Raw genomic sequence first — 26,001 nt, 5'->3', positions numbered from 1 at the left:
GTCGATCAATCAGGGGGCGGACATGAAAGACAAAAAAGTAAAGTGCAGCGGGCGCGTGCCGCTATGGAGCGTGGCAGCGGCGCTGGCGATGTCGCTGGGCGTGCCGGCTTGCGCCGTGGCGCAGACAAGCGATGCCGCCCAGCCGGCCGAGGCACAGCAACCGCCGGTTCGGGGCAGTGAAGTGGGGCATTCGACCAGAACCTGGCTCGATCTGCAAAGCAGCAATATGCAAGCCGCACCCGCGCAGCCGATGCTCGGCGCGGAAGCTGGTCTTGCGTACCGGCGGTACATGGAGTCGTTCAAAAGCAAGATTCCCGATCTCTATGGTTCCACCCTCAACGGCGGAGCCGGCGGTAACGGTGGCGGCAACGGCGGTGCCGGTGGCGGAGCGAACTGACATGCGCAGCCGCCGGTTCGCCGTCGTCTTCGCCGCTCGCCGCGCGCGCCCGTTCGCGGCGCGGCGCGGCGGCGCGTGCGCGGCCGGCGTGCGTCGGCAGCACGGGGCGGTCGCGATATTCGCGGCGATCTGGCTGAGCATCGCGATCGCGGCGCTCGGCGCGATCGACATCGGCAATGTGTATTTCGCGCGCCGGCAGTTGCAGCGCACGGCCGATCTGTCGGCCATGGCGGCGGTGCAGATGGTCAGTTCCTCGGGCGGTTGCGCGACGGCCACCTCGGCTGCCCAGCAGAACGCGACGGCCAACGGCTTGCCGACCGGCGCCACCCTCAACACGACCTGCGGGCGCTGGGATACCAGCACCAATACGTACTTCAGCACGGCCGGCAACCCGCTCAACGCGGTGCAGGTGCGGGTGAGCCGGTCCGTGCCGTATTTCTTTCTCGGACCGACGCGCACCATTGCGGCGACGGCCACCGCGCTGGCATCCAACATCGACGCGTTCTCGCTGAGCACTGGCATTGCCACGCTCAACACGCAGCAATCGGTGCTGCTGAATGCGATTCTCGGCGGTTTGCTGAAGACCACGGTGTCGTTGAGCGTGGGTGATTATCAGAGCCTCGCGTCCTCGAATATCAAGCTGGGCGATCTGATGGTGGCGCTCGGCGCGTCGAGCATGCAGGGCCTGCTCGGCACCACGGTCAGCTATCAGTCGCTGATGGTCGCGATGGTCCAGGCGTTGCAGGTGGGTGGCAATACGGTCGACGCGGCGCTGCTGCAGACGCTTGCCGTCGCGGTGCCGGGCGCACAGAACATCACGATCGGCGACAACGGCGCGAGCGCGCCAGGTTTGCTCGCGCTGGGACTGGCCAATCCGAACGCCGCGGCGACCGCGACCATCAACGCGTTCGATGCGTTGATGGTCGCCGCGCAGATCGCGCAGAGCAATCCGAACGGCACCGCGCCGGTGATCAACGTGAATGCCGGGCTAGCCGGCGTGGCCGGGTTGTCGCTGCAGATCACCCAGCCTCCTGTGCTGGCGGTGGGCGAGGGCGGCACGACCACGGTCGGCGGCGTTTCCACTGCGCGCACGGTAGCACGCACGGCGTCGATCAATGCGATGGTGACATTGCTGCCGATTCCGCTGCCTACCTTGCCTCTCGGCGTGGCGACGATCTCGGCGCTCAGCACGCCGATCGTGCTGAACCTGAAGATCGCGCCGGGCAAGGCGACGCTGAGTTCGGTGGACTGCGAAAGCAGCAAGGCGGCCACCAACGCCACGATTCAGGTGCAGCCCAGCATCGCGGCGCTGTGCCTCGGCACGAATTCAAGCTGCGGCGGGCCGATCGCGCTGGCGAACATTTCGGTGATCCTGGTCGGCAACGTGGCGAGCGTCCAGTTGAACGCTCTCGGCCCATACTCGCTGACGCCCGGCTCGACGCCGATCGTGTTCAACGGTTCGTCGGGCAGTTTTGACTCCACGGCGAGCGCCAATTCCAATCCGGTCGGTACCGACGCTTCGGCGCTGGCCACACCGCTGCTGGCGGCGTTGCCTTCGGCGTTGCATATCGTGCTACTGGGCAATTACGATCTGTCCGCGTTGCTGACGCCGCTGCTCAGCCTCGTCACGAGCGCCGTGACGCCGTTGCTTCAAACCGTCTTCAATCTGCTCGACACTGTGCTCATTCCGACGCTCTCGCTGCTCGGCGTGCAAATCGGCACGGCTACCGTCCACAACATGTCGCTGACATGCGGCGTCCCGCAACTGGTCAACTAGCCTATCCACGATGAGAACCACCGCCAAAATCGAGGAACTCGATATCTACGTCTGGGAGGGCAAGGCCGATATCGTCGACCGGGTCGCGCGCTGCATGGCGAGCTTCGACGTCGAAGTGATCCGCGCAGACGATGTCGCGATTTCGCCTGAACGGACCGCGTCGCGGCCATCGCTCGCGATCATCAGCGTCTCGGTGATCGACAGCGGCGCGCTGGTCCTGCGCGACTGGCAGGCCGCGCACGGCATCCCGGTCGTGTGGGTCGGCGCCGCGCCGCGCGACCACGATCCGACCAGCTATCCGTCCGAGTACTCGCACATTCTGCCGCTCGACTTCACCTGCGCCGAACTGCGCGGCATGGTCATGAAGCTGGTCGCGCAGATTCGCGCGCACAGCGCCAAGACGCACGAATCCGACGCGATGATCGCCAACTCGGAGTGCATGCAGGCGCTGCTGCACGAGGTCGACACCTTCGCCGACTGCGACACGAGCGTGCTAGTGCATGGCGAGACCGGCGTCGGCAAGGAGCGCATCGCGCAACTGCTGCACGAGAAACATAGCCGTTACGGGCAGGGCCCGTTCGTCGCGGTGAACTGCGGCGCGATTCCGGACGGCCTGTTCGAATCGCTGTTCTTCGGCCACTCGAAAGGCTCGTTCACCGGGGCGGTCGTCGCGCATAAAGGCTACTTCGAGCAGGCCGACGGCGGCACGCTGTTCCTTGACGAAATCGGCGACTTGCCGCTCTACCAGCAGGTCAAGCTGCTGCGCGTGCTCGAAGACAGCGCGGTCACGCGGATCGGTTCGGCCACGCCGGTCAAGCTCGATTTCCGGCTGGTGGCGGCGTCCAACAAGGTGCTGCCGCAACTGGTGAAAGACGGCACGTTTCGCGCGGACCTTTACTACCGGCTGGCGGTGATCGAGCTGAAGATTCCGTCGCTCGAAGAGCGCGGCGCGGTCGACAAGATCGCGATTTTCAAGGCGTTCATTTCGCAGGTGGTCGGCAACGAGCGTCTGTCGGCGTTACCCGATCTGCCGTACTGGCTCGCCGACGCCGTTGCCGACACCTACTTCCCCGGCAACGTGCGCGAGCTGCGCAATCTCGCCGAGCGGATCGGCGTGACGGTGCGCCAGATCGGCGCGTGGGACGCGGCCCGCCTGCAGCGGCTGCTGGCGCTGGCGCGCAGCAGCCAGCCGGTGCCCGCCGAGAGCGTGGCCGAGGTGGTGGTGGACCGCAGCAAATGGGACATGGCGGAACGCAACCGCGTGCTCGCCGCGCTCGACGCAAACGGTTGGCGTCGCCAGGATACGGCGCTTTATCTGGGCATCAGTCGTAAGGTTTTGTGGGAGAAGATGCGCAAGTACCAAATTTTCGACGAGGAGCCCGAAACCCGCGAAAGTGAGTAATAATGAGACGGTTGTACTAAAACAAAAACTGTTTAAGCAGGAATTACATGGACCATAAGTCGAAACTACGACAGATCACCCTGGCCGCTTTCATCGCGTTGGGGGCCGTGCAAGGCGTCTATGCGCAGGCTTTGCCGGACAGCAGCGCGAGCGCTGGCGGCGGTGCTGGCGTCGTTTCCCAGCCGGGCACGACGACCGCGTTGCCGGCCACTACGCAAGCCGGAGCGGCCCAGACCACCGCTTTGACGCCGGACGAGGCGAAGCAATCCGCCGCGGGGAATGTCGCGGAATTGCAGCAGATGATCCACGGCGCGGATCTGGCGGAATTGCGCACCACGTACAACGGCAGCTACGGCGCGAGCCTGCTGTTTTATGGCAAGGAGATGACGTACTACGTGGCGTTGTTCCAACAGAAGAATTTCTGGCGCGTCATCAAGACGCAGGACGCCACGCGGGCCGACATGATCTATAAGGATTTCGTGCGCCAGACGATGCAACTGTCGGATGTCGAAATTCGCCGCACGCAGCTCGAAGCGCAGAAGGCCTTCACGGAGCGCATGATCGCGCTGTCGCAAGATCGCGCGAATCGCCTGCAGGCCGACCTCGACGTAGCGCGTCAGCAGCAGAGCATCGTGGCGAGCCAGCAGCAACAGAGCCGTGCCGAAGCCTCGGCGCTGGCTCAGCAGAAGGCTGCCGCGCAAGACCAGTTGCGCGCCGCGCAACGCCAGGTGCGCGATCTGCAGCGTCAACTGGAAAGCGGTTTGCCGTCGCACTGAGTGCGATGGCCTGAAGACCTCGCAGATCGGTAGTGCGGTGTAAATGGCGCTGCGTGGTTTGCTGAGAGGATGGGGCGGGTTGACCGCCTTATCGCTGTCTTCGAGCCGTTATCGATGCAGACATAATCAGGCGGCTTTCGGGCCGCCTGATTCATTTTGAGTCTTCCTCGTCCTCGGCAGCCGCGCTCTGCGGTGGCGTACCGTTAATGCTGCTTCTTTCCCTGCGAAGACGTTTCCTTTTCCGACGAGCGATGCGGATTAGTCGTGTCGACGGCGATCGGATCGCTGGCGGGAAAGCTTTCGTCGAGCGCCTCGTCGAGACGGCTGTCGTCCGACTCCACGGGCGGTGGTTCTGCTTGCGCGGGATGAGTGGCAGGGTGCTTCTTGCTGGTCATGTCAGGCTCCATTCGAAGAGAGACGATCCCCAGCATAGCGCATGGCGGCCGTCGACGAGCATCGGCCGAACGGCCTAAGGCGTCGCACACGGCAAACATGCCCGTTCAATTGCGGCGCACAAAAACCACTCGCCGAATTCGACGCCAAACAGCACTTCAAATCATCCGGCATCAATTCGTTTTCCGTGTGTCGCCGTCAGGCATAAACGGCAAGCAAGGGGCCGCGACATTCACCAGCCGCGTGGGCCGGCGCTCACACCCTGCCGCACGACGTGAACCGGCTGTGTCCCATTCGGCAGGGATGCAGGCTGAAACCCGCGGACCCTCGCGAATCACCAGGCAGCGAATAACATGGACCGGAAAAAAACCGCGAGCGGGCCGCGCTTCAACGCGTTGCACGTCGTGGAAGCAGAACTGGAACACCTGGATTGGGCCACGCGGCAACCGGCGCTACGCATGCTGGACGCCGGTTATTGGCGCCGCCGCGTGATGGCCGTCAAATGCGGATTCGAACTGACAGAGCAGCAGCTAGTGCGCCTGGAGAAAATCTTGATGCGGCTCGGCCATCCTAAGGAGTAGCCGAGCGCCGAAGCGGCTGCTTACTCGCTGCCGCCGTTGTTGCCGTTACCACCATTGCCGCCATTGCCACTATGGCCGCCATGATTGCCGCCACCGTGGTTGCCGCCGTCGCCACCGCCCGTGCCGAACAGACGCCGGCGGCGTGTAACGACCACCGGGCCGTCTGACGTGCTGCCGCTGCTGCGATCGGGTGCGGGCCGGTCGGATGACGGTGCGCCATACGACTCGCGCGGTTCACGCGGTTCGCGCGGCTCACGATGATCACGCGGCTCACGCGAGCCGTGCGGCCCCCGCGTGGTGTGCTCGCCATGTGACGGGCGCCCCGTGCGCGGCGCCGGCCGTGTGCCGGTGTCGAGCTGGATCGTGGAGATCGCGCGCTTGTAGATGCCTTGCAGGCCGACAGGCGTGCGCAGCATCACCAGGTACTGATCGAACGACTCGATGCACCCCGTCAGGCGAATGCCGTTGACGAGATAAATCTCCACGCGCTTTCGTTCTTTGCGCGCTGCGTTCATGAAGTCGTTTTGCGGATGCGATTCTGCGGAAGCCATGGACAATTCAGGTTAGAAATACGGTTGTTCGCCGCGATTCTACCCTGTGTCGGGGCGGAACGCGTCGGCGGGCGAACTGCGTCCACTATAACGGCTTGTGCGCACATAAGCATCCGATAACGCCTGGCTGTAACGTTGCGTTACGAATCTGCCGATGAATAGCGCATTGTTCCGCCATGCCCACGCGTTCGGGGCGTCGATGGCGGAAAAAAGATAGCGCGTGACGAGGCCGCGAACGGAATAAATCGTCGCTCGTCTGCGTTATGACAGGTAGGGCAGCGTCGCATTGTGCGCGAGGCCGACTGGATGCCAGGCTGACGCATGTCGCCGGCAATGAGGAGACTCAACATGAAATCGTCCCGCGTTCTTTCCGCCATCTTCGTGTTGCTCGCGCTTGCGCTCGGTTCGCTCGTGACGAGCGCCTGCACGTCAGCCACCGACACCGGTGCGTCGAGCAGCAGCGGCAACGGCAGCAGCGGCGGGTATTGAATGCCTCGAGTGCCACGAACGTTGCGAGTGTTGCAAGTACCCCCGAACCTGCCGCGTCGCGCGAGTTCTTCTGAGCGGAGCCCGTCCAACCTGGCACGGTCCGGCATTTTCCTGGGAGCGTCGCCGACTGGATGAACTTCGAAGCGGAAGTGATCTCCTGGCTGCCGCAGTTGCGCCGTTACGCGCGCGCACTGACGGGCGACAGCGCATGGGCCGACGACCTCGTGCAGGATACGGCGGAGCGTGCGCTCGCCCGCTGGACCGCGTTCCGCCCGAACAGCAATCTGCGCGCGTGGCTTCTCACGATTCTGCGGCATCTGTATATCGATCAACTGCGTGGCCGCCGCGAGATCGCCGTCGACGACGACAGCGCGCCGTGGCGTAATCTCGAAGCGCCGCAGGGCGAGGTGGACGGTCTGGTGCTGCGCGATTTGCAGCGCGCGTTGTACCGCCTGCCGCTCGAGCAGCGTGAAGTGCTGTTGCTGGTTGGCGTGGAGGAACTGTCTTATCAGGAAGCGTCGCGTGCGCTCGGCGTGCCGGTCGGCACGGTGATGTCGCGGCTCTCGCGTGCGCGTGAGCACTTGCGCGTGTTGTTGACGGAAGGGCCGGCTCAGGAGCCGGCGCGCAAAACTCCGCCGTTGAAAGTGGTGAGAAATCCGTGATGAATAACGACGACCACGAAGCCGGCTTGCCCGACGGGCTCGATCTGCGAGCGCTGTCGGCATGGGTCGACGATGAATTGCCGGCCGCCGAACGCGCCGCGCTCGAAGCGAAACTCGAGCAGCATCCGCAGGCCGCCGCACGGGTCGCGGCGTGGCGCGCGCAGAAGGCCGCGCTGCGGGTGTTGTGCGGTGCGCCGCTGCGGCGTGAATATGACGAACGCGCCGACGCTACGTCGGAGCCGGGTTTTATCGTCGTGCGTCGTGCGGCGCCGTGGTGGCAACGCGTCGGCATCGCGGCATGCTGGCTCGTCGCCGGTGCGGGCATCGCGCTGGCCCTCGGGCCGCTCGCGCCGCGCCTGACGGGCGGCGCGTGGGGCGGTCTGGGCGGCCAGCCGCCGAGCTTCGCCGAGCGGGCGGATGTCGCTTATGCGGTGTATACGCCGGAGCGGCGTCATCCGGTGGAAGTGGCCGCGAGCGACGAAGAGCATCTGATCACCTGGCTGTCCAAACGTCTGAACCGGCCGTTGTCGGTGCCGTCGTTGCAGGAGTACGGTTATTCGCTCGTGGGTGGGCGTCTGTTGCCCGGCGAAGCGGGGCCGGCCGCGCAGTTCATGTACGAGAACGCCGGCGGCGCGCGGCTCACGCTGTACGTGACCGGCATCGCACGCGACGAAACCGCATTCCGCCTGTTCCGCGACGGCAACCGGCGCACCTTCTACTGGATCAGCGACGGCATGGGCTACGCGTTGTCCGGACCGATCGCGGAGGGCAAGCTGCGCTCCATTGCCGTCGATGTATGCAGCGCGCTCGGCGGCAAGCCGGAGACGTGGCAGTGACTTTGCAACCAACCGTGCCCGCGCACCGCATGTTGCGGTGAGTCTTGCGGCAGGCCGTGAATGATAAAAACGCGCGGTTCTCAGACCGGCCGCTCGCGCTGCAACACGTGGTAACAGAAACACGCCGCGCTTCTTTTGTACGGCCGGAATAGCGTCGCGCGACGCTTCGTTTACTCGTTGCTGGATCCTGCAAGCGCATGCCCCGATGCATGCATGCGCATCGTCATCGCAGGATTTCGGGCAAGGCAAACCGACGGGGTCTTTACGGTGTCGATGCGTTCTTCGCGTCGCAACGCCGACGCGTCGAGGCAGCGACATCATGCTCACATTTCATCAGTTCGGCACGAGGCTCGGTTCCGGCGTAGCCTGTCTGTGTCTGAGTGCGCTTTGCGCCGCGCCGGCCGGCGCGCAAACGGATCCGGACGCGTCGTTGGCCGATACGTCGGCGTGCCGGTTCGTCGTGGGTCAGGCGGAAATCGACGGCGTCATGCAGCAGGTCAGCGGACGCGCGTGTCTGCAACCGGACGGCACCTGGCAGATCGTTCAGGACGACGCCGGCGCGCTCGCGCCGGCTTATTACTACGATCCGTGGTACTGGGGGCCGCCGGTGGTGTTCGGGGTCGCCGTGTCGGTTATTTTCGTCGACCGTTTTCATCATTTTCATCATATGGATCATGTCCGCTATGTACGTGGATCGTATGGCGTGGGTGGTCGCGGTGGCTGGCACGGCGGGTCGTCCGTGCATGTGTGGAGCGGTGGGGCGCACATGGGTGGTGGAGGCATGCGTCGCTAGCGCGCCGCGGCTATCGCCCGCGAGGGAGACGCCTTGACCCGTAGCCTGCCGCCGGAAGTATCCGCCGCACAGTTCGATCGCGCGCTCGCCGGTTGGCGGGCAATCGTCGGCGAGCCGCACGTGGTGACGTCGGCGGATGGACTCGCCGCGTATCTCGATCCGTTCGCGCCCGGCGAGGCCAGCGAGTTTTCGGCGAGCGCGGCGCTGCTGCCGGCCTCCGTCGATGAAATCCGCGCCGTGCTACGGATTGCCAATGAATTCCGCATTCCGCTGTGGACGGTCTCGACCGGCCGCAACTTCGCGTATGGCGGCGCCGCGCCGCGTTTGTCCGGATCGGTCGTGCTCGACTTGCAACGGATGAACCGCATCATCGAAGTGAACGAGACGCTGGCCTATGCGCTGGTCGAACCGGGCGTGAGTTACTTCGATCTGTACGCGCATTTGCGCGACAAGGGTTACCGGCTGTGGGTCGATCCGCCTGCGGCCGGTTGGGGCAGCGTGGTCGGCAATACGCTCGAACGCGGCTTCGGCTATACCGACTACGGCGATCACGCGGCGACCCAATGCGGCATGGAAGTGGTGCTCGCCAACGGCGACGTATTGCGCACCGGCATGGGCGGGATCGATATCGGCACCGCATGGCAGTTGTATCGGCCGGGCTACGGGCCGTCGTTCGACGCGATGTTCATGCAGTCGAATTACGGCATCGTCACAAAGCTCGGTGTCTGGCTGATGCCCACGCCGCCCGCGTATCTGCTCGGTGAAATCCAGTTTCAGCACGAAACGGATCTCGATGCGATCGTGGAAATCTTGCGGCCGTTACGGCTCGACGACACGATCCGCAATAACGCGGTGATCGAAGGCGGGTTGCGTCGCGCAGCGGGACTGTCGGCGCGCTCGCCGTGGTACGAAGGCACGGGCGCCATGCCCGAGAGTGCGGTGACGGCCATGCTGAAGAAGCTGGGGGTCGGCCGCTGGAATCTGCATTTCGCGCTCTACGGCGCGCCGGAATTGATCGACGCGCGTTACGCGATCGTGCAGCGCGCGTTCGCTCGCGTGCCGCAGGCGAAGTTTTCCGCCACGCGCTATACGGGCGATGCGCAGCCCGTAGCGGGTGGCGATCGCAACCTCGCCGGCGTGCCGGCGATGAGCGCGTTTCGCATGCTCGACTGGCGCGGCGGCGCGGGCGCGCATGTGGACTTCGCGCCGGTGTGTCCGGCGAGCGGGCGCGACGCGTTGCGTCAATACACGATGATCAAGACGCGCGCCGCGGAATACGGCTTCGATTACTACGGTGGATTCACGGCGGGCGTGCGGCATCTGCATCACATCTTCGCGGCGATTTTCGACCGTGACGACGCGTACCAGCTTGAGCAGGCCGGCGAGTTATTGCGTTCGCTAATGAGCGATGCGCGCGCGGCGGGATACGGTCAATATCGTGCGCATCTCGCGTATATGGATTTTGCCGCCGCGCAGTATGGATTCAACGATGGCGCGTTGCTGCGGCTGTCGGAAACGATCAAGGACGCGCTCGATCCGAACGGGATTCTCGCGCCGGGTAAGCAGGGGATCTGGCCGGAGAAATGGCGGGATCGGCGCGGATACACGTGAGCGTGTCGGGCAGGTACGCGACTCGCAGCGACAGGATCAGGCAATGGACCGACGCACTTTCATGATGAGCGGCGCGTGGTTGTCGAGTGCGGCAGCGGGTGCGGCGTGGCCGTCGCTCGCGAATGCCGACGCGCGTCCCAACACGCTGGCGATTGTCGACACCACGTTGACGCACGGCCCCGCATTCGCCGAATACGCTAACCGTCTGAAGCTTCCGCTCTTCGACGCGGGCGACGACATCGGCGCGCTCTGGTACACGACGCTTGTGCCGCTTCTCGATCGGACTTCGTTGAGGACGCAACCGTCTTTGATCGGCCTCACGCGGGCTTCCGATTACTTCGTTCTCAAGCAACTTGCCACGGGCGCAGGGTATCGGTGCGAGGCACACGGCGGAAAAAACAAGGCTTCAACCTCGCAGTTTTCCCATGTGGCCTTCGTCTTCACCGTCCGCCCTCAACGCTAAAACTTATACGCCTTGTTCTTCGGATCGAAGGTCGAATCGTCGAAGGTTTTCGGCGTGATGGTTTCGAACACGATCTTCTCGAAGAGCTTGCCGTCGTTGTTATAAGACTCGACGGTGCGGAAATACGGATGCCGCAGATCGAGCCCGAGCGTTTCCTTCTTCGCGTAGAACTGTGGTTGGCCGGTCGGCGTTTCGAAGGTGAAAGCCACCACGCGCACGCCGTCGATCGTTTGGACTTCCACCTGGGTCGAGCGCGGCAAGCCGGCCTCGACATATTTCTTGCCTTCGGACAGATATTGCGCGGCAATGTACTCGGTGCCGAGATCGCGCACCTGGTGATTTGATTGCGCGCGGGCGAGCGCGCCGTTCAGCGAGGTCCACAACGGCATCACGTTCATGATGCCGCCGAGATGCCCGTACATTTCATCGGTGCGTTTGGACTCGTCGTAGATGATTTCCTGGCCCGCATGCGCGCCGTCGGGCAACCATTTCGCGTAGATCCGCAGCGGGTCGTGCGCGAGACGCACCAGCATGTGATCGGGCTTGTCGGGCCACTGGCCGTGAATACGTTCAGAACGTGACATCGTGAACTCGTACGACGGGTAGCCGTTCGGTCCTTCCTTGATATAGCGCGGCAAGGTCAGCGGATCGAGCGACTGGAACAGCGCGACCAGTTGCGCGTCGTCGAGCTTTTCCAGCGCACCGCTTTGTTGCGCGGCGCGCAGCCATTTGACCTGCTGGTCCAGCGTGAGCTTGCCGACCTGAGAAGACGGCGTGGTCGGCGCCTTGACGCTGGTGGCGGTATCGAGCGGCGGCGGGGTGTCGTCGTTTTGCGCGAACGCGGACGGCGCGGCGAGACTGAAGGCCAGCGCCGCCAACGCGCCGGCCAGCGTGGTGCGCGACGCTGCGGTGCGCGATGCGCCGCGCCGGACAAGACCCATGACCACCGACAAGCGGCGTGAGCGTGCGGACAGGCGGTGCTTCATGAATCTCTCCGAAAGGTTAAGCGACGCAAAGCGCCTTGCCTGTCAGGCAGCCTTTTGCTTCGCGAGTTCCTCGTCGCGCAGCGCGCGGCGCAGAATCTTGCCGACGTTGGTTTGCGGCAGCTCGTCGCGGAACTCGACGAGCTTCGGCACCTTGTAGCCCGTCAGATTCTTGCGGCAATGGGCGATCACCTGTTCCGCGGTCAGCGACGGGTTGCGCTTGACGATGAACACCTTCACGCGCTCGCCCTGGGCTGCGTCGGGCACGCCGATTGCAGCCACCTCGCGCACATCCGGATGCGCGGCGATCACGTCTTCGATTTCGTTCGGATAGACGTTGAAGCCCGACACCAGGATCATGTCCTTCTTGCGGTCGATCAGGCGAATGAAGCCGCGCGAGTCCATCACGCCGATGTCGCCGGTGGCGAGCCAGCCTTCGTCGTCGATCACCTTGGCGGTTTCGTCCGGGCGATTCCAGTAGCCTTTCATCACCTGCGGTCCCTTCACGCACAATTCGCCCGCCTCGCCGATGCCGGCCCAACTGCCGTCGTCTTTCTTGAAGCGCACCTGGGTGGACGGCGCGGGCAGACCGATCGAGCCTTCGAAGTCGCGCATGTTGCTGAGGTCGACCGGATTCATCGAGACGATCGGCGAGCATTCGGTGAGCCCGTAACCTTCGATGATCGGCTTGCCGGTGACCGCCTTGAAACGCTCGGCCACCGACTTCTGCGTCGCCATGCCGCCGGCCATCGCGAGCTTCAGGTTCGAGAAGTCGCGCTTGCAGAACTCCTCGTTATCGAGGAACGCGTTGTAGAGCGTATTCACGGCGGTCATGCCGGTGAATTTCTCGTGACGGATGATCATCATCACGCGTTTCATGTCGCGCGGATTGGCGATCAGGATGTTGCGCCCGCCGAGTCCCATGAAGATCAGCGCGTTCACCGTCAGCGAGTAGATGTGATAAAGCGGCAGCGGCGTGAGCACGGTTTCGATCTCGCCGGTCAATTGGCCTTCGGACCACGCTTTCGCCTGCAGCAGATTGGCGATGATGTTCTTGTGCGTGAGCATCGCCCCCTTGGCGACGCCGGTGGTGCCGCCGGTGTATTGCAGGAACGCGATGTCGTTGTGCGCGAGACGTACCGGCGTGACCGGCCGCGTGTAACCGGTCGCGAGTGCGCTGAGCAGCGGCACGGCTTGCGGCAGGTTGTACGCGGGCACCATTTTCTTCACGTGACGCAGCATGAAGTTGAGCAGACGTCCCTTCAGATTCAGGCCGTCGGCGAGCAGATCGCCGAGACCCGTCACGATGACATTCTGGATCTTGGTGCCGGGCAGCGAGTCTTCTACCGTCTTCGCGAAGTTCTCGAACACGATGATCGTGGTCGCGCCGCTGTCCTTCAACTGATGCGCGAGCTCGCGCACGGTGTACAACGGATTGACGTTGACCACCACGCCGCCGGCTTTCAGCACGCCGAACAGCGACACCGGATACTGGAACGTATTCGGCAGCATGATTGCGACACGCTCGCCGGGTTTCACGCCGATACTCTGCAGATACGCGGCGAACGCGGTGGCCTTGCGGCCGAGTTCGCCGTAGGTCAGGTTCGCGCCGACGCTCACATACGCAACCCGCTCGCGGAACTTGGCGACGCACTCGTCGAAGAACTGCGGAATCGATTCGTATTGCCCGACGTCGATGTCATGCGGTACGTCCGACGGGTAGGAGGCGTACCAGATGCCGTCGGTGTTCGGTGCGGCGTTCGCGGCAAGCGGCGCGTTAGCTGCGTTGCTGGCGTTCGAGGCGCTGGTCGCGTGCGCGGCATTCACGGCGGCCGACGCCTGATCGGCGGGCGAGAGCGGGGTTTGAGCGGGCTGGGTCATCGGTCGTCTCCAGAAGCGGTGGCTTCATCTGTTTGTGTGCTGGTCGTGCGACCAGTCATCCGAGCGTGCGTCGAAGCAATCCAAAGCAAAGTTTGCAGCAATCTTTCGTGAAGCAACACAATTCGTCGAGGCGAACGAGGCGCGCCGGATCAACGCTCCAGAATCGCCACCACGCCCTGGCCGCCCGCCGCGCAGATCGATATCAACCCACGCGCGGTGCCGGCCGGTTTGTCGAGTTGCGCAAGCATCTTCGCGAGACCGGCGACGATGCGCCCGCCGGTCGCCGCGAACGGATGGCCGGTGGCGAGCGAGCTGCCGTTCACGTTCAGTTTCGTGCGGTCGATCGCACCGAGCGGCCCGGGCAAGCCGAGCTGCGTGCGGCAATACTCGTCATCCTGCCACGCGGTGAGCGTACACAGCACTTGGGCCGCGAACGCCTCGTGAATTTCATACAGATCGAAGTCCTGCAGCGTGAGGCCGGCGCGCGCGAGCATGCGCGGCACCGCGTAGGCGGGCGCCATCAGCAGGCCTTCTTTCTTGTCGAAAAAGTCGACCGCCGCGGTTTCGGACCAGCTCAGATAGGCCAGCACCGGCAAGCCATGTCGAGCCGCCCAGTCCTCGCTCGCGAGCAGCACGGCGGAGGCGCCGTCGGTGAGCGGCGTCGAATTGCCGGCGGTCAGCGTGCCGGCGTCGCGGTCGAACACCGGCTTCAGGCTCGCGAGTTTTTCGAGCGTGAGGTCGGCGCGCAGATTGTTGTCGCGCGAGAGGCCGCGATACGGCGTCATCAGATCGTTGACGAAGCCGCGTGCGTACGCTTCGTTAAGCTTGCGGTGGCTGTCGTACGCGAGCACGTCCTGCGCCTCGCGCGAAATGTTCCAGCGCTTGGCCATCATCTCGCAATGCTCGCCCATCGACAGGCCGGTGCGAGGTTCGCCATTGCGCGGCAACAGCGGCTTGAAGAACATGCCGGGCCGCAGCTTGGTCAGTGCGCCGACGCGCTGCCCGGTGCTGCGGCTGCGGTTCACTTCGAGCAGGATCTTGCGCATCCGTTCGTTGACGCCGATCGGTGCGTCGGAGGTCGTATCCACGCCGCCCGCGATGCCCACTTCGATTTGCCCCAGCGCGATCTTGTTGGCGACGAGAATCGCCGCTTCGAGTCCGGTGCCGCAGGCTTGCTGCACGTCGTAGGCGGGCGTTTCTTTCGCGAGCGTGGTGGACAGCACCGCTTCGCGCGTCAGGTTGAAATCGCGCGAGTGCTTGATGACGGCGCCCGCCGCGACTTCACCCAGCCGTTCGCCGTGCAGGTTGTAGCGATCGATCAGGCCTTGCAGCGTGAAGGTCAGCATGTCCTGATTCGACGCGGTCGCGTACGCGGTGTTCGAGCGGGAAAACGGAATCCGGTTGCCCCCGACGATGGCGACGCGGCGCACGGCTGGCTGCGGGTGGGTCATGCTCGGCTCCTTGAGGTTCTTGTTTTGACGAGGCGGCTCATAGCAGTTTCCACTGCATGCGGCCACGCAGATGCGGTTTTTCGCCGCTGATGTCGCGCACTTCGATATCGCGTTCAATCAGCGAAGCCGACGCGCTCCATAACGACGCTTCGCCCGGCAACAGCATCGGCAATTTGAATTCGGCGCTGAGCGTGCCTTCGGCGAGCGGCTTGGGCGGTTGCAGCGCGGCGGCGGCGCGCGCCAGCGTCCACATGCCGTGCGCGATCGCGCGCGGAAAACCGAAGGCCTTCGCGGACAGCGCGCTGAGGTGGATCGGGTTGTAGTCGCCGGAGACCTTCGCGTAGTCGCGGCCCAGTTGCGACGGCAACTGCCAGCGCGCGATGCGCTGCAGCGTGTCGGGCCCGAGCTCGAGCGGCGCGAGCGCGCTGCCGGTCGCCGGCACGCCGCGTTTCAGATAGACGCTGTCGCCGTCCCACACCGCTTCGCCGCGCCGGTACAGGCGCGTGTGCAGGACGAACGCCTGACCCTTGTCGTGACGCAACAGCGCGCCGAACTCGACCTCCACGCGCAGCAGATCTTTATAGGCGAGCGGGCGGCGCAGGCGCACGTGATTGGCCAGATGCACGAGCCCGAGCGCCGGCCACGGAAACGCGGGATCGGTCAGCATCAGCAGATGCAACGGAAACGCAAGCAGATGCGGATAGGTGAGCGGCACACCGTGCTCCGGGATGAAGCCGCACACCCGCGCGTAACGCCAGACCGCGCCCGGATCGAGCGCGACGGCGGGGCGCACGAGGCGCAGCGCCGGCAGTTGCGTGGGCCGCCCGCGCTTGACGATGCCCGACAACGCGCGCGCATAGAGTTTGGCCGGCGCGGGTAGCGGTTCGATCACGACGGTCTTCGGGCGGACCGCGTCGGCCCGGCGCTCGCCGAATGCGCCCGATGCACCGGATGCGCCGCTGTCGTCGAACGGATCGCCGGGCTCGGCCATGCTCACGCTCCAATCAGGCTTTGGCCGCACACGCGCACGATCTGGCCGCTGACCCCGGCCGACCCCGGATGCGCGAGCCACGCGATGGTCTGCGCGACGTCGACCGGCTGGCCGCCCTGGCTCATCGAGTTCATGCGGCGGCCGGCTTCGCGAATGGCGAGCGGAATCTTCGCGGTCATCTGCGTTTCGATAAAGCCGGGCGCGACCGCGTTGATCGTGATGCCGCGCGCGCGCAAATGCGGCGCCATGCTCTGCACCCGGCCGATCACGCCGGCCTTCGACGTCGCGTAATTGGTCTGGCCGAGATTGCCGGCAATGCCGCTGATCGACGACACCGCGACGATCCGGCCGCCGTCGCGCAGAATGCCGGCGGCGAGCAGTGCGTCGTCGATCCGTTCCTGCGCGCTGAGATTGATGTCGATGACGTGTTGCCACGCGGCATCGGTCATCTTCGCGATGGTTTTGTCTTTCGTGATGCCGGCGTTGTGCACGACGATGTCGACGCCCTGTTCGTCGAGCGCGGCGGCGATCTGCGCGGGCGCTTCGGGCGCGGCGATGTCGAACGCGAGCGCGGTGCCGTTCAGTTGACGCAGCGTGGCGTCGAGCGCGTCGCGCGCCGACGGAATGTCGATGCCGATCACGTGCGCGCCTTCGGCCGCCAGCGCGCTCGCAATCGCGGCGCCGATGCCGCGTGCCGCGCCCGTGACGACCGCGCGCCGGCCGGCGAGGGGTTGGGTCCAGTCGAAGGCGGACGCGGACGCGGGCAAGCTGGGGTTGTTGGCGGTGTTCACCGTGCCGATCCGCACCACCTGACCCGACACATACGCCGAGCGTGGCGACAGAAAAAATCGCAAGGTCGCTTCAATCCCGCTTTCAGCGCCGCGCTCGACATAAACGAGGTTCGACGTGATACCACGCCGCGCCTCCTTGCCGAGCGAGCGCGTGAGGCCTTCGAGCGCGCGCTGCGCGGTCCATTGACGCGGATTCGCGCAGCTCTCCGGCGGCCGCCCCAGCACGACGATGCGACCGCACTTGCCGAGCGAGCGCAGCGTGTCGTGAAAGAAACCATGAAGCGGTTCAAGCTGGCTGCTGTCTTCAATGCCGCTCGCATCGAACAGCAGCGCGGCGAGTCGACCGTGTGGGCCGCCATCCGCGGCTTCGAAGCGGCCGGTCATCAAACCGCGGCGATTCGCGAGTGGCACCCATAGCCCGGCGCTTTCATGCGCGACGCTGGTCACGCCGATGCTTGCCACCAGATTCGCGAGCGCGTCCAGCAGATGCGGCTCGCGACCCGCGCCGAGCGCTACCATGCCGCCGAATTCGGGCTGGTCCGCGCGATAGCGGTGCAGCACCTCGGGCTTCGGCAAGCCGAGCGAACGCGCGAGGCGCGCGCCGAATGGCGAGTTGACGAAGTTCAGGTATGAGTCGTTCATAGAGTGATTTGCTCCGCTGGCCACGTCCCGTACGCGCTTCTCCCGGCGGGCGCTTCGAAGCTTGCGCCGTTGGGGCAAGCCTCGTTGAGCACCACTTCAAGGGGCGCCCTGAAGGCGGCCCCCTTGCGGGACGTCAAACGTGTGTCAGTGTGCACTGAGTTCGGCGCCTCGGGTGCGCCATCCCCGGATGTTTTTTTCATACGGTTCTTTCCGCGCTCAAGCTGCCATTTCCAACGCCTTCTCGAGCGACTCCTTGCGCTTCTGCAAACTCGCGAACAGGTCGAAGTCGGCCGGGAAGTCGTCGACCTTCACGACGTGCGCGCCATAGCGGGCATAGTCGTCCAGCACGCGGCGCTCGTCGGCGTCGATCAGGCCTTGGCGCTGCGCCGCGTCGGTCCACGCGCCCAGTTGCGGCAGGCTTTGCGGCATCGGTTCGAGCAGGCCCTGCTTGACGGCTTCGCGCAGCTTCTGGTCGATCTGCGTGAAGCGCGGGTTCAACTGGAACACCAGCTCGCCGTAGCCGAGCGCGTCGACGTCGGGATGCGGCACGTACGAGTCCGACACCAGACGGTCGCGCGCCGCGCCGGGCGTCTGCATCAACTCGGCGATCTCGCTGCCGAGACTGTCGGCCGGCTCGCGGTAGGGCAGCCCGAACGGGAACGCGAGCACGCGCACGAGGCCGGCGGCGAGGCGGTTCGGATAGTTGGCGAGTACGCCGTCGAGCGCGTGTTGCGCCTTGTACAGCGAGTCTTCGACGCCCCAGCGCACTAAAGGCAGATCGTCCTGCTGACGGCCTTCGTCTTCGAAACGTTTGAGCGTCGCCGAGATCAGGTAGAGCTGCGACAGCACGTCGCCCAGCCGTCCGGAGATCCGTTCACGACGCTTCAGGTCGCCGCCCAGCACGAACATGGAGACATCGGCGAGCAACGCGAATGCGGTCGATAGACGGGTGGCCGCGCGGTAGTACGCGTGCAGCGGCGCGTACGCCGTGCGCGGCGCGGCGATCACCGCGCCGCCCGTGACGCCGTAGACCAGACTGCGCACCACGTTGGACAGTGTGAAGCTGACGTGGCCGAAGAACGCGTCGTCGAAATCGCGCAGGGCTTTCGCGTGATCGGTTTCGCGGGTCGCGGCCATTTCCTTCAGCACGTACGGATGACAGCGAATCGCGCCCTGGCCGAAGATGATCAGGCAGCGCGTGAGGATGTTCGCGCCTTCCACGGTGATCGCGATCGGCACCTGCTGATAGGCACGCGCGAGAAAGTTCGACGGCCCCATGCAGATGCCCTTGCCGGCGGCGATATCCATGCCGTCGTTGATGACCATGCGGGCGCGTTCGGTAATGTGATACTTCGCGATCGCCGAAATCACCGACGGTTTTTCGCCGAGGTCGACGGCATGCGCGGACAGCCTGCGGGCGGCGTCCATCACGTACAGGTTGCCGCCCATGCGGCCGAGCGCTTCCTGCACGCCCTCGAACTTGCCGACAGCGGTGCGGAACTGGCGGCGCACTGCCGCATAAGCGCCGGTGCCGCGCACGGCGATCTTCGCCATCCCCACATTCGACGACGGCAGCGAAATCGCCCGGCCCGCCGCGAGACATTCCATCAACATGCGCCAGCCGTTGCCGACCTGCGCCCGGCCGCCGATCACCCAGTCGAGCGGAATGAAGACGTCCTTGCCGGAGTTCGGGCCATTCTGGAACACCGCGTTCAACGGCCAGTGACGGCGGCCGATATTCACCCCCGGATGGTCGGTCGGAATCAGCGCGCAGGTAATGCCGGGTTCGTCGTTCGCGCCGAGCAGATGGTCCGGATCGAGCGCGCGGAACGCGAGGCCGAGCACGGTCGCGATCGGGCCGAGCGTGATGTAGCGCTTGTCCCAGGTGACGCGAAAGCCCAGCGTTTCACGGCCTTCGAACGTGCCCTTGCAGACAATGCCGACGTCGGGAATCGCTGCCGCGTCCGAACCCGCGTACGGACTCGTCAACGCGAAGCAGGGGATTTCTTCGCCGCGTGCGAGGCGCGGCAGATAGTGGTTCTTTTGCTCTTCGGTGCCGTAGTGCATCAGCAATTCGGCGGGGCCGAGCGAGTTCGGCACCATCACCGAAACAGCGGCAGCCGAGCAGCGCGTGGCGAGCTTCATGATGACCTGCGAATGCGCGTACGCGGAGAACTGTTTGCCGCCGTACTGCTTCGGAATGATCATGCCGAGAAAGCCGCGTTCCTTGATGTATTGCCAGGTTTGCGGCGACAGGTCCTGCCAGATCATGGTGGTTTCCCAGTCGTTCGCGAGATCGCAGAGCTGTTCGCATTCGACGTCGAGGAACGCTTGTTCTTCCGCCGTCAGCGTGGCGGGACCGTAGCCGAGCAGCGTGTCCCAGTGCGGGCGTCCGGAGAACAGTTCGGCGTCCCACCAGACCGTGCCGGCTTCGATCGCGTCGCGCTCGGTCGGCGACATCTCCGGCAGGATCTTGCGGAAGATGTCGAGCACCGGTTTCGTGAGCCACGCGCGGCGCAGCGGTTTCACCGCGAGGACGAGGGCAGGGAGGACGAACAGAATCGCGAGCAACGTCGTCGCCACCGGACCCGCTGCGCCGCTGAAATGCGCGGCCGCGACCCAGACGATCAGGAAGGCCACCCACCAGGCGGCGCGCGCCTGAACGTAGACGAGCGCCAGGGCGGCAATAACGAGCACTAGGATGAACCACGGCATGACGTTTCCTCCTGTTTCGATGGTGCGTGCGAACGCCTCCACGGGGCGCGGACGGGCTCGCGTTCTGTTGATTCTGTTGCTTCGGTTCGCGGGCGGCGTTGCCGGTGTCGTGTCTCGGTTCGACACCGCGACGTCGTTTAGGTGCGGGCTTTAGACGGGCTGTTCGACTCTGGGTTTTTCATGAGCACGTTTCATTCCGCGTTGCGCGTGGACGGACCGTCACGGTGCCGTCCACGTTGAACTGCTCGACGTGTTGCGTTGCTTTTGCGTTGCTTATTGCATTGCCTCGCATGCTTGTTGCGGTCACGCCGTGCCGTGCAGCGCGTGCTGAAACGAACTGGCGTCCATGGCGCCGCCGCGATGTTCGCCGTCTCGCGCATCCGCCGCATCGGCTTCTGTCGACTGCATTGCGCCTTGTGCCGAGTGCGTCGCGCCGGCCGGGTTCGACGCCTGCACGGCGCTTTCCAGCGGACAGTCCGCACCGCTCTCCGTCGCGTCGCCCAGCACCGCGGCGAACGCGGCCAGTTGCGTGCTGTCGGGCAGCGGCGCCTTGAGCGCGGCCACCATCAGCGACGCAAGACGCGCGATCAACTGCAGGTCGTTCATCGACTTGCCCTGCGAGAACTCGGAGATCAGGCTGTCGGTATCGGTGCCGGCCAGCACACCCGACAACGCGCCGATCGCGAAGTGCAGACGCCAGCCGAGTTCCTCGCGCGGCAGATGCGGCAACGCACGCTGAAACGCGTCGAAAAAGCGCACGGCCACCGACTCGTAATGCGCATTCAGAAAATCGCGAATGAAGGACGACGGATCCGTATACGCGCGCCCCAGCAAGCGCAGAAACGCCTTGCCGCCCACCCGCGGATCGCGCGACAAACGCAGTGCCGGAATGAACATCGCGCCGAGCACGTGCTCGCAGGTCAGACGCGCGCCGAGCATGTCGTCGAAGCGGTCGAGCAGCTTGAGACGCTCCTGATTCAGCTTGTCGAGGCGGCGCGACAGCATCGAGTGAATCAGCGATTCCTTGCTGCCGAAGTGATAGTTGACCGCCGCGAGATTCACTTCGGCCCGCGAAGTAATCTGGCGCAGCGACATCGCCTCATAGCCGCATTCGATAAAGAGGGTTTCGGCGGCGTCGAGGATGCGGGACTTCGTATCGCCGGCGTGCCGGCCTGTTGTGCGAACTGCCATGTTGCGTCTCCCAGTTGCCGGGCGTCCGGCCCGCAAACAAGCGATTCAAATGTTTATTTGAAACAGCCGTTTTTTTCAGGATAAGAAGGATGAGGACTGCGATCAAGTGTCCGCTGTGGACTAACTCCTCTAGAAGACCTGACGAAAGTCTGGCTTTCCCGGTTTGCGCGGTGCGTCAAAACGCGCGGAAATAAAAAAAGGCCGTTCCGATCGAAATCGGAACGGCCTCGTATGGCGTTGCTACTCTGTTTGGCCCGGCTTACTGCTGCATTCTCTATGCGACGCTGGCTTCGCGTCGTGGCGGATCGAGCCGCCTTTGCACCTATTGTGCCCTAATGCGGCCGCGAGTGGGCCAGCAAAATAGCTGTTTAGTTCGAACGCTTGAATCTAGGCCACGGCCTCTTTCGCCGACTGCGTCATGTCGATGCCGCGACGCTCGCGGCTGAACGGAATCAGCACCGCGATCACCACCGCGACGATGCCGATCACCGTACCCATGATCAGCGCGTAGTTGTTGCCGTGCGCTTCCGCGGCGCTCGCTTGCAGCGGGCCGTTCACCGACGCGATCAGATTGCCGAGCTGATACACGAGGCCCGGGAAGGTCGCGCGGATTTCATCGGGCGAGATTTCGTTCAGGTGAACTGGAATGACACCCCATGCGCCTTGCACCGAGATCTGCATCAGGAATGCGCCGAGCGCGAGCAGAATCGGCGTGCTCGAAAACGCCCACAGCGGCAGCACCGGCAACGCGATCAACGCGGCGATGAAGATGGCGCGCTTGCGGCCGATCTTCTCCGACAACGAGCCGAAGAACAGGCCGCCGCAAATCGCGCCGACGTTCAGCGTGATCGTGATCCACGACACCGTGTGCGCGTCGAACTGATGCTGCACGCGCAGGAAGGTCGGATACAGATCTTGTGAGCCGTGCGAGAAGAAGTTGAACGCGGTCATCAGAATGATCGCGTAGATCGACAGGCCGACGTTCTGCTTGAGCGTGGCGAGCAGACCCGGACGGGTTTTCTTTTCGAGCGTCTTGAAGGCGGGCGATTCCGGCACGTGCGCGCGCACATACAACACGAGCAGCGCGGGCAGCACGCCGACGAAGAACATGCCGCGCCAGCCGATGTATTGATAGAACACGCCGAACACCACCGACGCGAGCAGGTAGCCGCTCGGGTAGCCGGCCTGCAGCAAACCGGAGACGAAGCCGCGCGATTTCGGCGGGACGGTTTCCATGGTCAACGCGCCGCCGACGCCCCATTCGCCGCCCATCGCGATACCGAACAGCGCGCGCAGCACGAGCAGGGTAGCCAGATTCGGCGAGAAGCCGGAGAGCAATTCCAGCAGCGAGAAACACGCGATGTTGACCATCAGCGTGGGACGGCGGCCGTATTTGTCGGCGAGCCAGCCAAAAATCAATGCGCCGACTGGACGCATCATCAAGGTCAGCATGATGCCGAAGGCAACCGCCGGGATTTTCGTATTGAACTCCGCCGCGATATCTTTCAATACGAACACCATTAGAAAGAAATCGAATGCGTCGAGTGTCCAGCCCAGATAGGCGGCGATCGTGACGTTTCTCTGTTCCCGTGTCCAGCTCATTGATTGTTCTCCTGAGTCTCTAATAACCCGCGTTTCCGACGGGCGGCTCTGCAGCCCCGCAGCCCCGTGGCATGGGCTTCGAGCGAGTGTACGCCGAGCGTTAAGCGCTTGCATGGATGAACGCACTTTTATCCGTATTAATCCCTGGAACGGAATGGATGCCGCATTGCGATGCAGGCTTTATGTTTGGTTAATGTAATTATTGTAGTAATTTTGTTTGATTCTAAATTTGCTATTTGTAATGTCAATTTAATGCCGGTTCGAGTCGGAAAACGGTCGATTTGACAGCGGTATGGCGGCCGCGGATAGAGGTGCTGCACGCATGATTCCGGTTGATGGCGGGCCTGCGCCGTCACCGAAACAACGCCCGAAAAGCAGATCGTATAACTTATGCGTCGGACGCATTAGTCGAGATTAAAAATCCATTGGACTCATGCTGCGTTGCGAAATAATATGGCGAAATTCTCTCCACTTTGCTTCCGCTTACGCGCCATGTCCGTCAAATCCCTCACTTCACAACCGGTGCGCCGCGAACGGGGTTCGCTGCCGGCGTTGGCCGTGGTCACCTTGCTGACCGGTCTCGGCGCAGGTCTCGGCGGCATGCTGCTCGCGTTGCTGCTGCACGGCATTCAGCACCTGGCCTACGGTTACAGCGTCACGCACCTGATCAGCGGCGAAAGTTTTCTGCAGGGTGTGAGCGCCGCGGCGCCCGAGCGTCGCGTGCTCGTGCTGACGTTGTGCGGACTGGTGGCGGGGCTCGGCTGGTGGGCGCTGTACCGTTTCGGCCGCCCGCTCGTGAGCATCCGGCAAGCCGTCAAATCCGACGATCCGCAAATGCCGCTGTTGAGCACAACCGTTCACGCTGTGCTGCAGATCGTCACCGTCGCGCTGGGTTCGCCGCTCGGCCGCGAGGTGGCGCCGCGCGAGATCGGCTCGATGCTGGCCGGCTGGCTGTCGCGGCGTGCGGGTTTGTCGGTCGCGCAGAGCCGCATCATGGTGGCGTGCGGTGCCGGCGCGGGTCTCGCCGCGGTCTATAACGTGCCGCTCGGCGGCGCGGTGTTCGTGCTCGAAGTGCTGCTCGGCACGTTCGGCTGGACGGCATTGGTGCCGGCGATCGTGACGTCGGCGGTGGCTGCGCTGGTCGCTCAGGCGGGCTTGGGCAACGAGCATCAGTATCTCGTGCCGTCGCTGACGCTGAGCGCGTCGCTGGTGGTGTGGTCGGTCGTATGCGGGCCGATTTTCGGCGCGGCGGCGTGGGGTTTCACCGAGATCACGAAGCGTTCGCGGGCAGCAGCGCCGAAGGATTGGCGTCTGCCGGTGTTGTCGCTGTTGAACTTCGCGATCATCGGCGTGCTGGCCATGCATTTTCCGCAACTGCTCGGCAACGGCAAAGGACCGGCGGGCCTCGCGTTCGACGGTGGCTTGACGATCGGTCTCGCCGCGATGCTGCTGGTGCTGAAGGTCGTGATCACCGTCAGCAGTTTGCGTGCGGGCGCTGAAGGTGGCTTGCTGACGCCGGGGCTCGCGAATGGCGCATTGCTCGCGATCGTGCTCGGCGGACTGTGGAGTCTGATCTGGCCGGGCGCCTCGTTGGGCGGCTTCGCGGTAGTCGGTGCGACAGCGTTTCTGGCCGCCTCGATGCAGATGCCGATCACGGCTGTCGTGCTGATGTTCGAATTTACCCGCGTGAGCCAGGATTTCCTGATCCCGGTGCTGTTCGCTGTCGGCGGTGCGTATCTGGGTTTTCAGGCCTGCGCGAAGTGGTTGCCGTCGCTGCAGTTGGGTTTCGGTTTCAATTGGGGCGCGGGGAGTAAAGCGCGCTAAGTTTCGTCATGTCAACTGACTGTTCCGCCAGTCACGCGGGGTCATGCGGAATTGCGAAGTGAACCACTTCGTGAACGACCCCTGCTGCGAGTAACCCAGTAGTGCGGCGACCCGGCCGATCGGGTAGCGCGGGTTGCTCATATAGCGCACGGCAAGCTCACGCCGGACTTCCTCGACCAGCGTCGAGAAGCGCGTGTCGGCCGCTTCGAGCTGGCGCTGCATCGTGCGTACGCTTAGATGCACATGGCGGGCAACCCGCTCGACCGTGGCCTGCTCAAGCGGGAGCAGCAAATAGATCGCCTTGCGTACTTCGAGCGCGGTTGAATCCGCGCCCGTCACATTCAGTGGCGTGGCGAGGCTCTCGGCATAGCGCACCAATTCCGGATCCGCGGCCGGGTTCGGGTAGTCGAGATCGGCGGCCGCGCACACAAAGCCATTGAAGTCGCTACCGAACTCCAGCGGACAGCCGAAGAAGCGTCGATGAAACGTCAGGTCCGGGTGTCGGGCGTGAGTGAAATGGACGGCACGCGGTTTCCAGTTGTCGCCGAGCAGCGCGCTGGAATGGCGCGCAAGAACACCCAGCGCAAGTTCGATCGCCTGCTTCGTCGGGGTACCGGGTTCAACGACGAGCTCTTCACGAATGGTGACGGTTTCGCCGGCGTCTTCGACGTAAATGGCGAGCGCTTCGTTGAGCAGATGCCGGTATTCGGCCGCCGCCACCAACACCTCACGCAGCGTGCGTTTGTGCGCGAGCAGGATATTGACGATACCGGTTCCGAAGGTCTGCCGGGTCCCCGCCATTTGCAGCGCAAAAGACGCGCACGACGCTTTGTCGGCCGTGAGTTCCAGCAGCCGGCAGCAGGCGGCGGCCGGCACACGATCGTCGGGATTCGCCAGCGCGGCGGCATCGAGCCCGACCTGCTGCGCAAGCTCGATCGGGTTCAGTCCGAGCCGCCGCGTCACATCGAAAAAACCGCTCATCGCGACCGACCGCAGCATCGTTTCCATCTCTTCCCTCCGTATTGACCCTGCGTCGTGTCGTGCCGTGCCGGCCCTGTTCTAGGTACTTTCACCGAGTGGCATGAAAACCTAAAACGATGGCGCGCAATCACAAAAGTGTACCGCGCGATTCCCGTAATGTGCGGACATCGGTTCGGTGCTTTTGCGTGACATGACGCGGCATCGGAAGGCCATCCCCC

Annotated in this window: 23 protein-coding genes; 12 read left to right on the top strand and 11 right to left on the bottom strand. The window is 64.2% G+C overall.

The annotated features are described in order from the left end of the window. The first annotated feature begins 22 nt into the window (after positions 1-22). From GGD40_RS04960 to GGD40_RS04945, 4 genes are read left to right on the top strand one after another with little or no spacing between them, the layout of a single operon-like run. Positions 23-397, top strand: coding sequence for a DUF3613 domain-containing protein (locus GGD40_RS04960; RefSeq protein WP_179742967.1), 375 nt, complete (start codon positions 23-25; stop codon positions 395-397). A 1-nt stretch (position 398) separates the two neighbouring features. Beyond that, positions 399-2,174, top strand: a complete 1,776-nt coding sequence (locus tag GGD40_RS04955; RefSeq protein ID WP_179742966.1) for a TadG family pilus assembly protein — start codon at positions 399-401, stop codon at positions 2,172-2,174. A 10-nt stretch (positions 2,175-2,184) separates the two neighbouring features. Beyond that, a complete protein-coding gene (locus GGD40_RS04950; RefSeq protein WP_179705293.1) occupies positions 2,185-3,576 on the top strand; it encodes a sigma 54-interacting transcriptional regulator in 1,392 nt (463 codons plus the stop codon). A 47-nt stretch (positions 3,577-3,623) separates the two neighbouring features. After that, entirely contained in the window at positions 3,624-4,352 is a 729-nt protein-coding gene (locus GGD40_RS04945; RefSeq protein ID WP_179705291.1) for a DUF2968 domain-containing protein, read from the top strand. A 203-nt stretch (positions 4,353-4,555) separates the two neighbouring features. Here the strand turns inward: GGD40_RS04945 and GGD40_RS04940 are convergent, their stop codons facing one another. Further along, positions 4,556-4,747: a hypothetical protein gene (locus GGD40_RS04940; protein ID WP_179742965.1), complete on the bottom strand. Its 192-nt coding sequence runs from the start codon at positions 4,745-4,747 to the stop codon at positions 4,556-4,558. Between the two features lie 351 nt (positions 4,748-5,098). Between GGD40_RS04940 and GGD40_RS04935 the strand changes: the two genes are divergently transcribed. Beyond that, on the top strand, positions 5,099-5,326 hold the full coding sequence (locus tag GGD40_RS04935; protein ID WP_179705287.1) for a hypothetical protein: 228 nt from the start codon (positions 5,099-5,101) through the stop codon (positions 5,324-5,326). A gap of 20 nt (positions 5,327-5,346) precedes the next feature. Here the strand turns inward: GGD40_RS04935 and hfq are convergent, their stop codons facing one another. Next, positions 5,347-5,877, bottom strand: a complete 531-nt coding sequence (gene hfq, locus GGD40_RS04930; protein WP_179742964.1) for an RNA chaperone Hfq — start codon at positions 5,875-5,877, stop codon at positions 5,347-5,349. 348 nt (positions 5,878-6,225) lie between these two features. Between hfq and GGD40_RS04925 the strand changes: the two genes are divergently transcribed. From GGD40_RS04925 to GGD40_RS04900, 6 genes are all read left to right on the top strand, one after another. Continuing rightward, the gene (locus GGD40_RS04925; RefSeq protein ID WP_179742963.1) at positions 6,226-6,366 is read left to right on the top strand and encodes a hypothetical protein; all 141 of its coding nucleotides are present in this window, start codon (positions 6,226-6,228) and stop codon (positions 6,364-6,366) included. 131 nt (positions 6,367-6,497) lie between these two features. Further along, positions 6,498-7,028: a sigma-70 family RNA polymerase sigma factor gene (locus GGD40_RS04920; protein ID WP_179705281.1), complete on the top strand. Its 531-nt coding sequence runs from the start codon at positions 6,498-6,500 to the stop codon at positions 7,026-7,028. Next, positions 7,028-7,864 (top strand): anti-sigma factor family protein, encoded by an 837-nt coding sequence (locus GGD40_RS04915; protein WP_179742962.1) that lies wholly within the window; start codon positions 7,028-7,030, stop codon positions 7,862-7,864. The genes GGD40_RS04920 and GGD40_RS04915 overlap by 1 nt, the downstream gene beginning before the upstream one ends. A gap of 319 nt (positions 7,865-8,183) precedes the next feature. Next, positions 8,184-8,657, top strand: a complete 474-nt coding sequence (locus tag GGD40_RS04910) for a hypothetical protein (protein ID WP_179742961.1) — start codon at positions 8,184-8,186, stop codon at positions 8,655-8,657. A 33-nt stretch (positions 8,658-8,690) separates the two neighbouring features. After that, positions 8,691-10,268, top strand: a complete 1,578-nt coding sequence (locus GGD40_RS04905) for an FAD-binding oxidoreductase (protein ID WP_179742960.1) — start codon at positions 8,691-8,693, stop codon at positions 10,266-10,268. Positions 10,269-10,311: 43 nt separating this feature from the next. Beyond that, positions 10,312-10,731 carry a hypothetical protein gene (locus tag GGD40_RS04900; RefSeq protein WP_179742959.1) on the top strand — a complete coding sequence of 140 codons (420 nt, stop codon included), beginning with the start codon at positions 10,312-10,314 and terminating at the stop codon, positions 10,729-10,731. On the opposite strand, the gene GGD40_RS04895 is transcribed toward GGD40_RS04900, so the two are convergent. The 8 genes from GGD40_RS04895 to GGD40_RS04860 all read right to left on the bottom strand — a co-directional run bounded on the left by GGD40_RS04895 (position 10,728) and on the right by GGD40_RS04860 (position 22,978). After that, entirely contained in the window at positions 10,728-11,717 is a 990-nt protein-coding gene (locus GGD40_RS04895) for a DUF1571 domain-containing protein (protein WP_179742958.1), read from the bottom strand. The genes GGD40_RS04900 and GGD40_RS04895 overlap by 4 nt on opposite strands. A 42-nt stretch (positions 11,718-11,759) precedes the next feature. After that, positions 11,760-13,595 (bottom strand): AMP-binding protein, encoded by a 1,836-nt coding sequence (locus GGD40_RS04890; protein ID WP_179742957.1) that lies wholly within the window; start codon positions 13,593-13,595, stop codon positions 11,760-11,762. 149 nt (positions 13,596-13,744) lie between these two features. Then, the gene (locus tag GGD40_RS04885) at positions 13,745-15,046 is read right to left on the bottom strand and encodes an acetyl-CoA C-acetyltransferase (protein WP_179742956.1); all 1,302 of its coding nucleotides are present in this window, start codon (positions 15,044-15,046) and stop codon (positions 13,745-13,747) included. A 37-nt stretch (positions 15,047-15,083) separates the two neighbouring features. After that, complete coding sequence (locus GGD40_RS04880; RefSeq protein ID WP_179705265.1) at positions 15,084-16,037, bottom strand: MaoC/PaaZ C-terminal domain-containing protein; 954 nt, start codon at positions 16,035-16,037, stop codon at positions 15,084-15,086. Between the two features lie 2 nt (positions 16,038-16,039). Then, positions 16,040-17,470, bottom strand: a complete 1,431-nt coding sequence (locus GGD40_RS04875; protein WP_179742955.1) for a 3-oxoacyl-ACP reductase — start codon at positions 17,468-17,470, stop codon at positions 16,040-16,042. Positions 17,471-17,686: 216 nt separating this feature from the next. Continuing rightward, a complete protein-coding gene (locus GGD40_RS04870) occupies positions 17,687-20,185 on the bottom strand; it encodes an acyl-CoA dehydrogenase (protein ID WP_179742954.1) in 2,499 nt (832 codons plus the stop codon). Between the two features lie 303 nt (positions 20,186-20,488). Next, a complete protein-coding gene (locus GGD40_RS04865) occupies positions 20,489-21,376 on the bottom strand; it encodes a TetR/AcrR family transcriptional regulator (protein ID WP_179742953.1) in 888 nt (295 codons plus the stop codon). Positions 21,377-21,763: 387 nt separating this feature from the next. Further along, a complete protein-coding gene (locus tag GGD40_RS04860) occupies positions 21,764-22,978 on the bottom strand; it encodes an MFS transporter (protein ID WP_035550784.1) in 1,215 nt (404 codons plus the stop codon). A 492-nt stretch (positions 22,979-23,470) separates the two neighbouring features. Here GGD40_RS04860 and GGD40_RS04855 point away from each other — a divergent pair, with 492 nt between their 5' ends. Continuing rightward, positions 23,471-24,802 (top strand): chloride channel protein, encoded by a 1,332-nt coding sequence (locus tag GGD40_RS04855; protein ID WP_179705257.1) that lies wholly within the window; start codon positions 23,471-23,473, stop codon positions 24,800-24,802. Positions 24,803-24,808: 6 nt separating this feature from the next. Here the strand turns inward: GGD40_RS04855 and GGD40_RS04850 are convergent, their stop codons facing one another. Beyond that, entirely contained in the window at positions 24,809-25,810 is a 1,002-nt protein-coding gene (locus tag GGD40_RS04850; RefSeq protein WP_179742952.1) for an AraC family transcriptional regulator, read from the bottom strand. Positions 25,811-26,001 lie beyond the last annotated feature (191 nt).

It is taken from the genome of Paraburkholderia bryophila, from assembly GCF_013409255.1.
GTDB lineage: Bacteria > Pseudomonadota > Gammaproteobacteria > Burkholderiales > Burkholderiaceae > Paraburkholderia.
The sequence above is the reverse complement of the archived record's forward strand: the minus strand, read 5'-3'. Positions and strand labels throughout refer to the sequence as shown.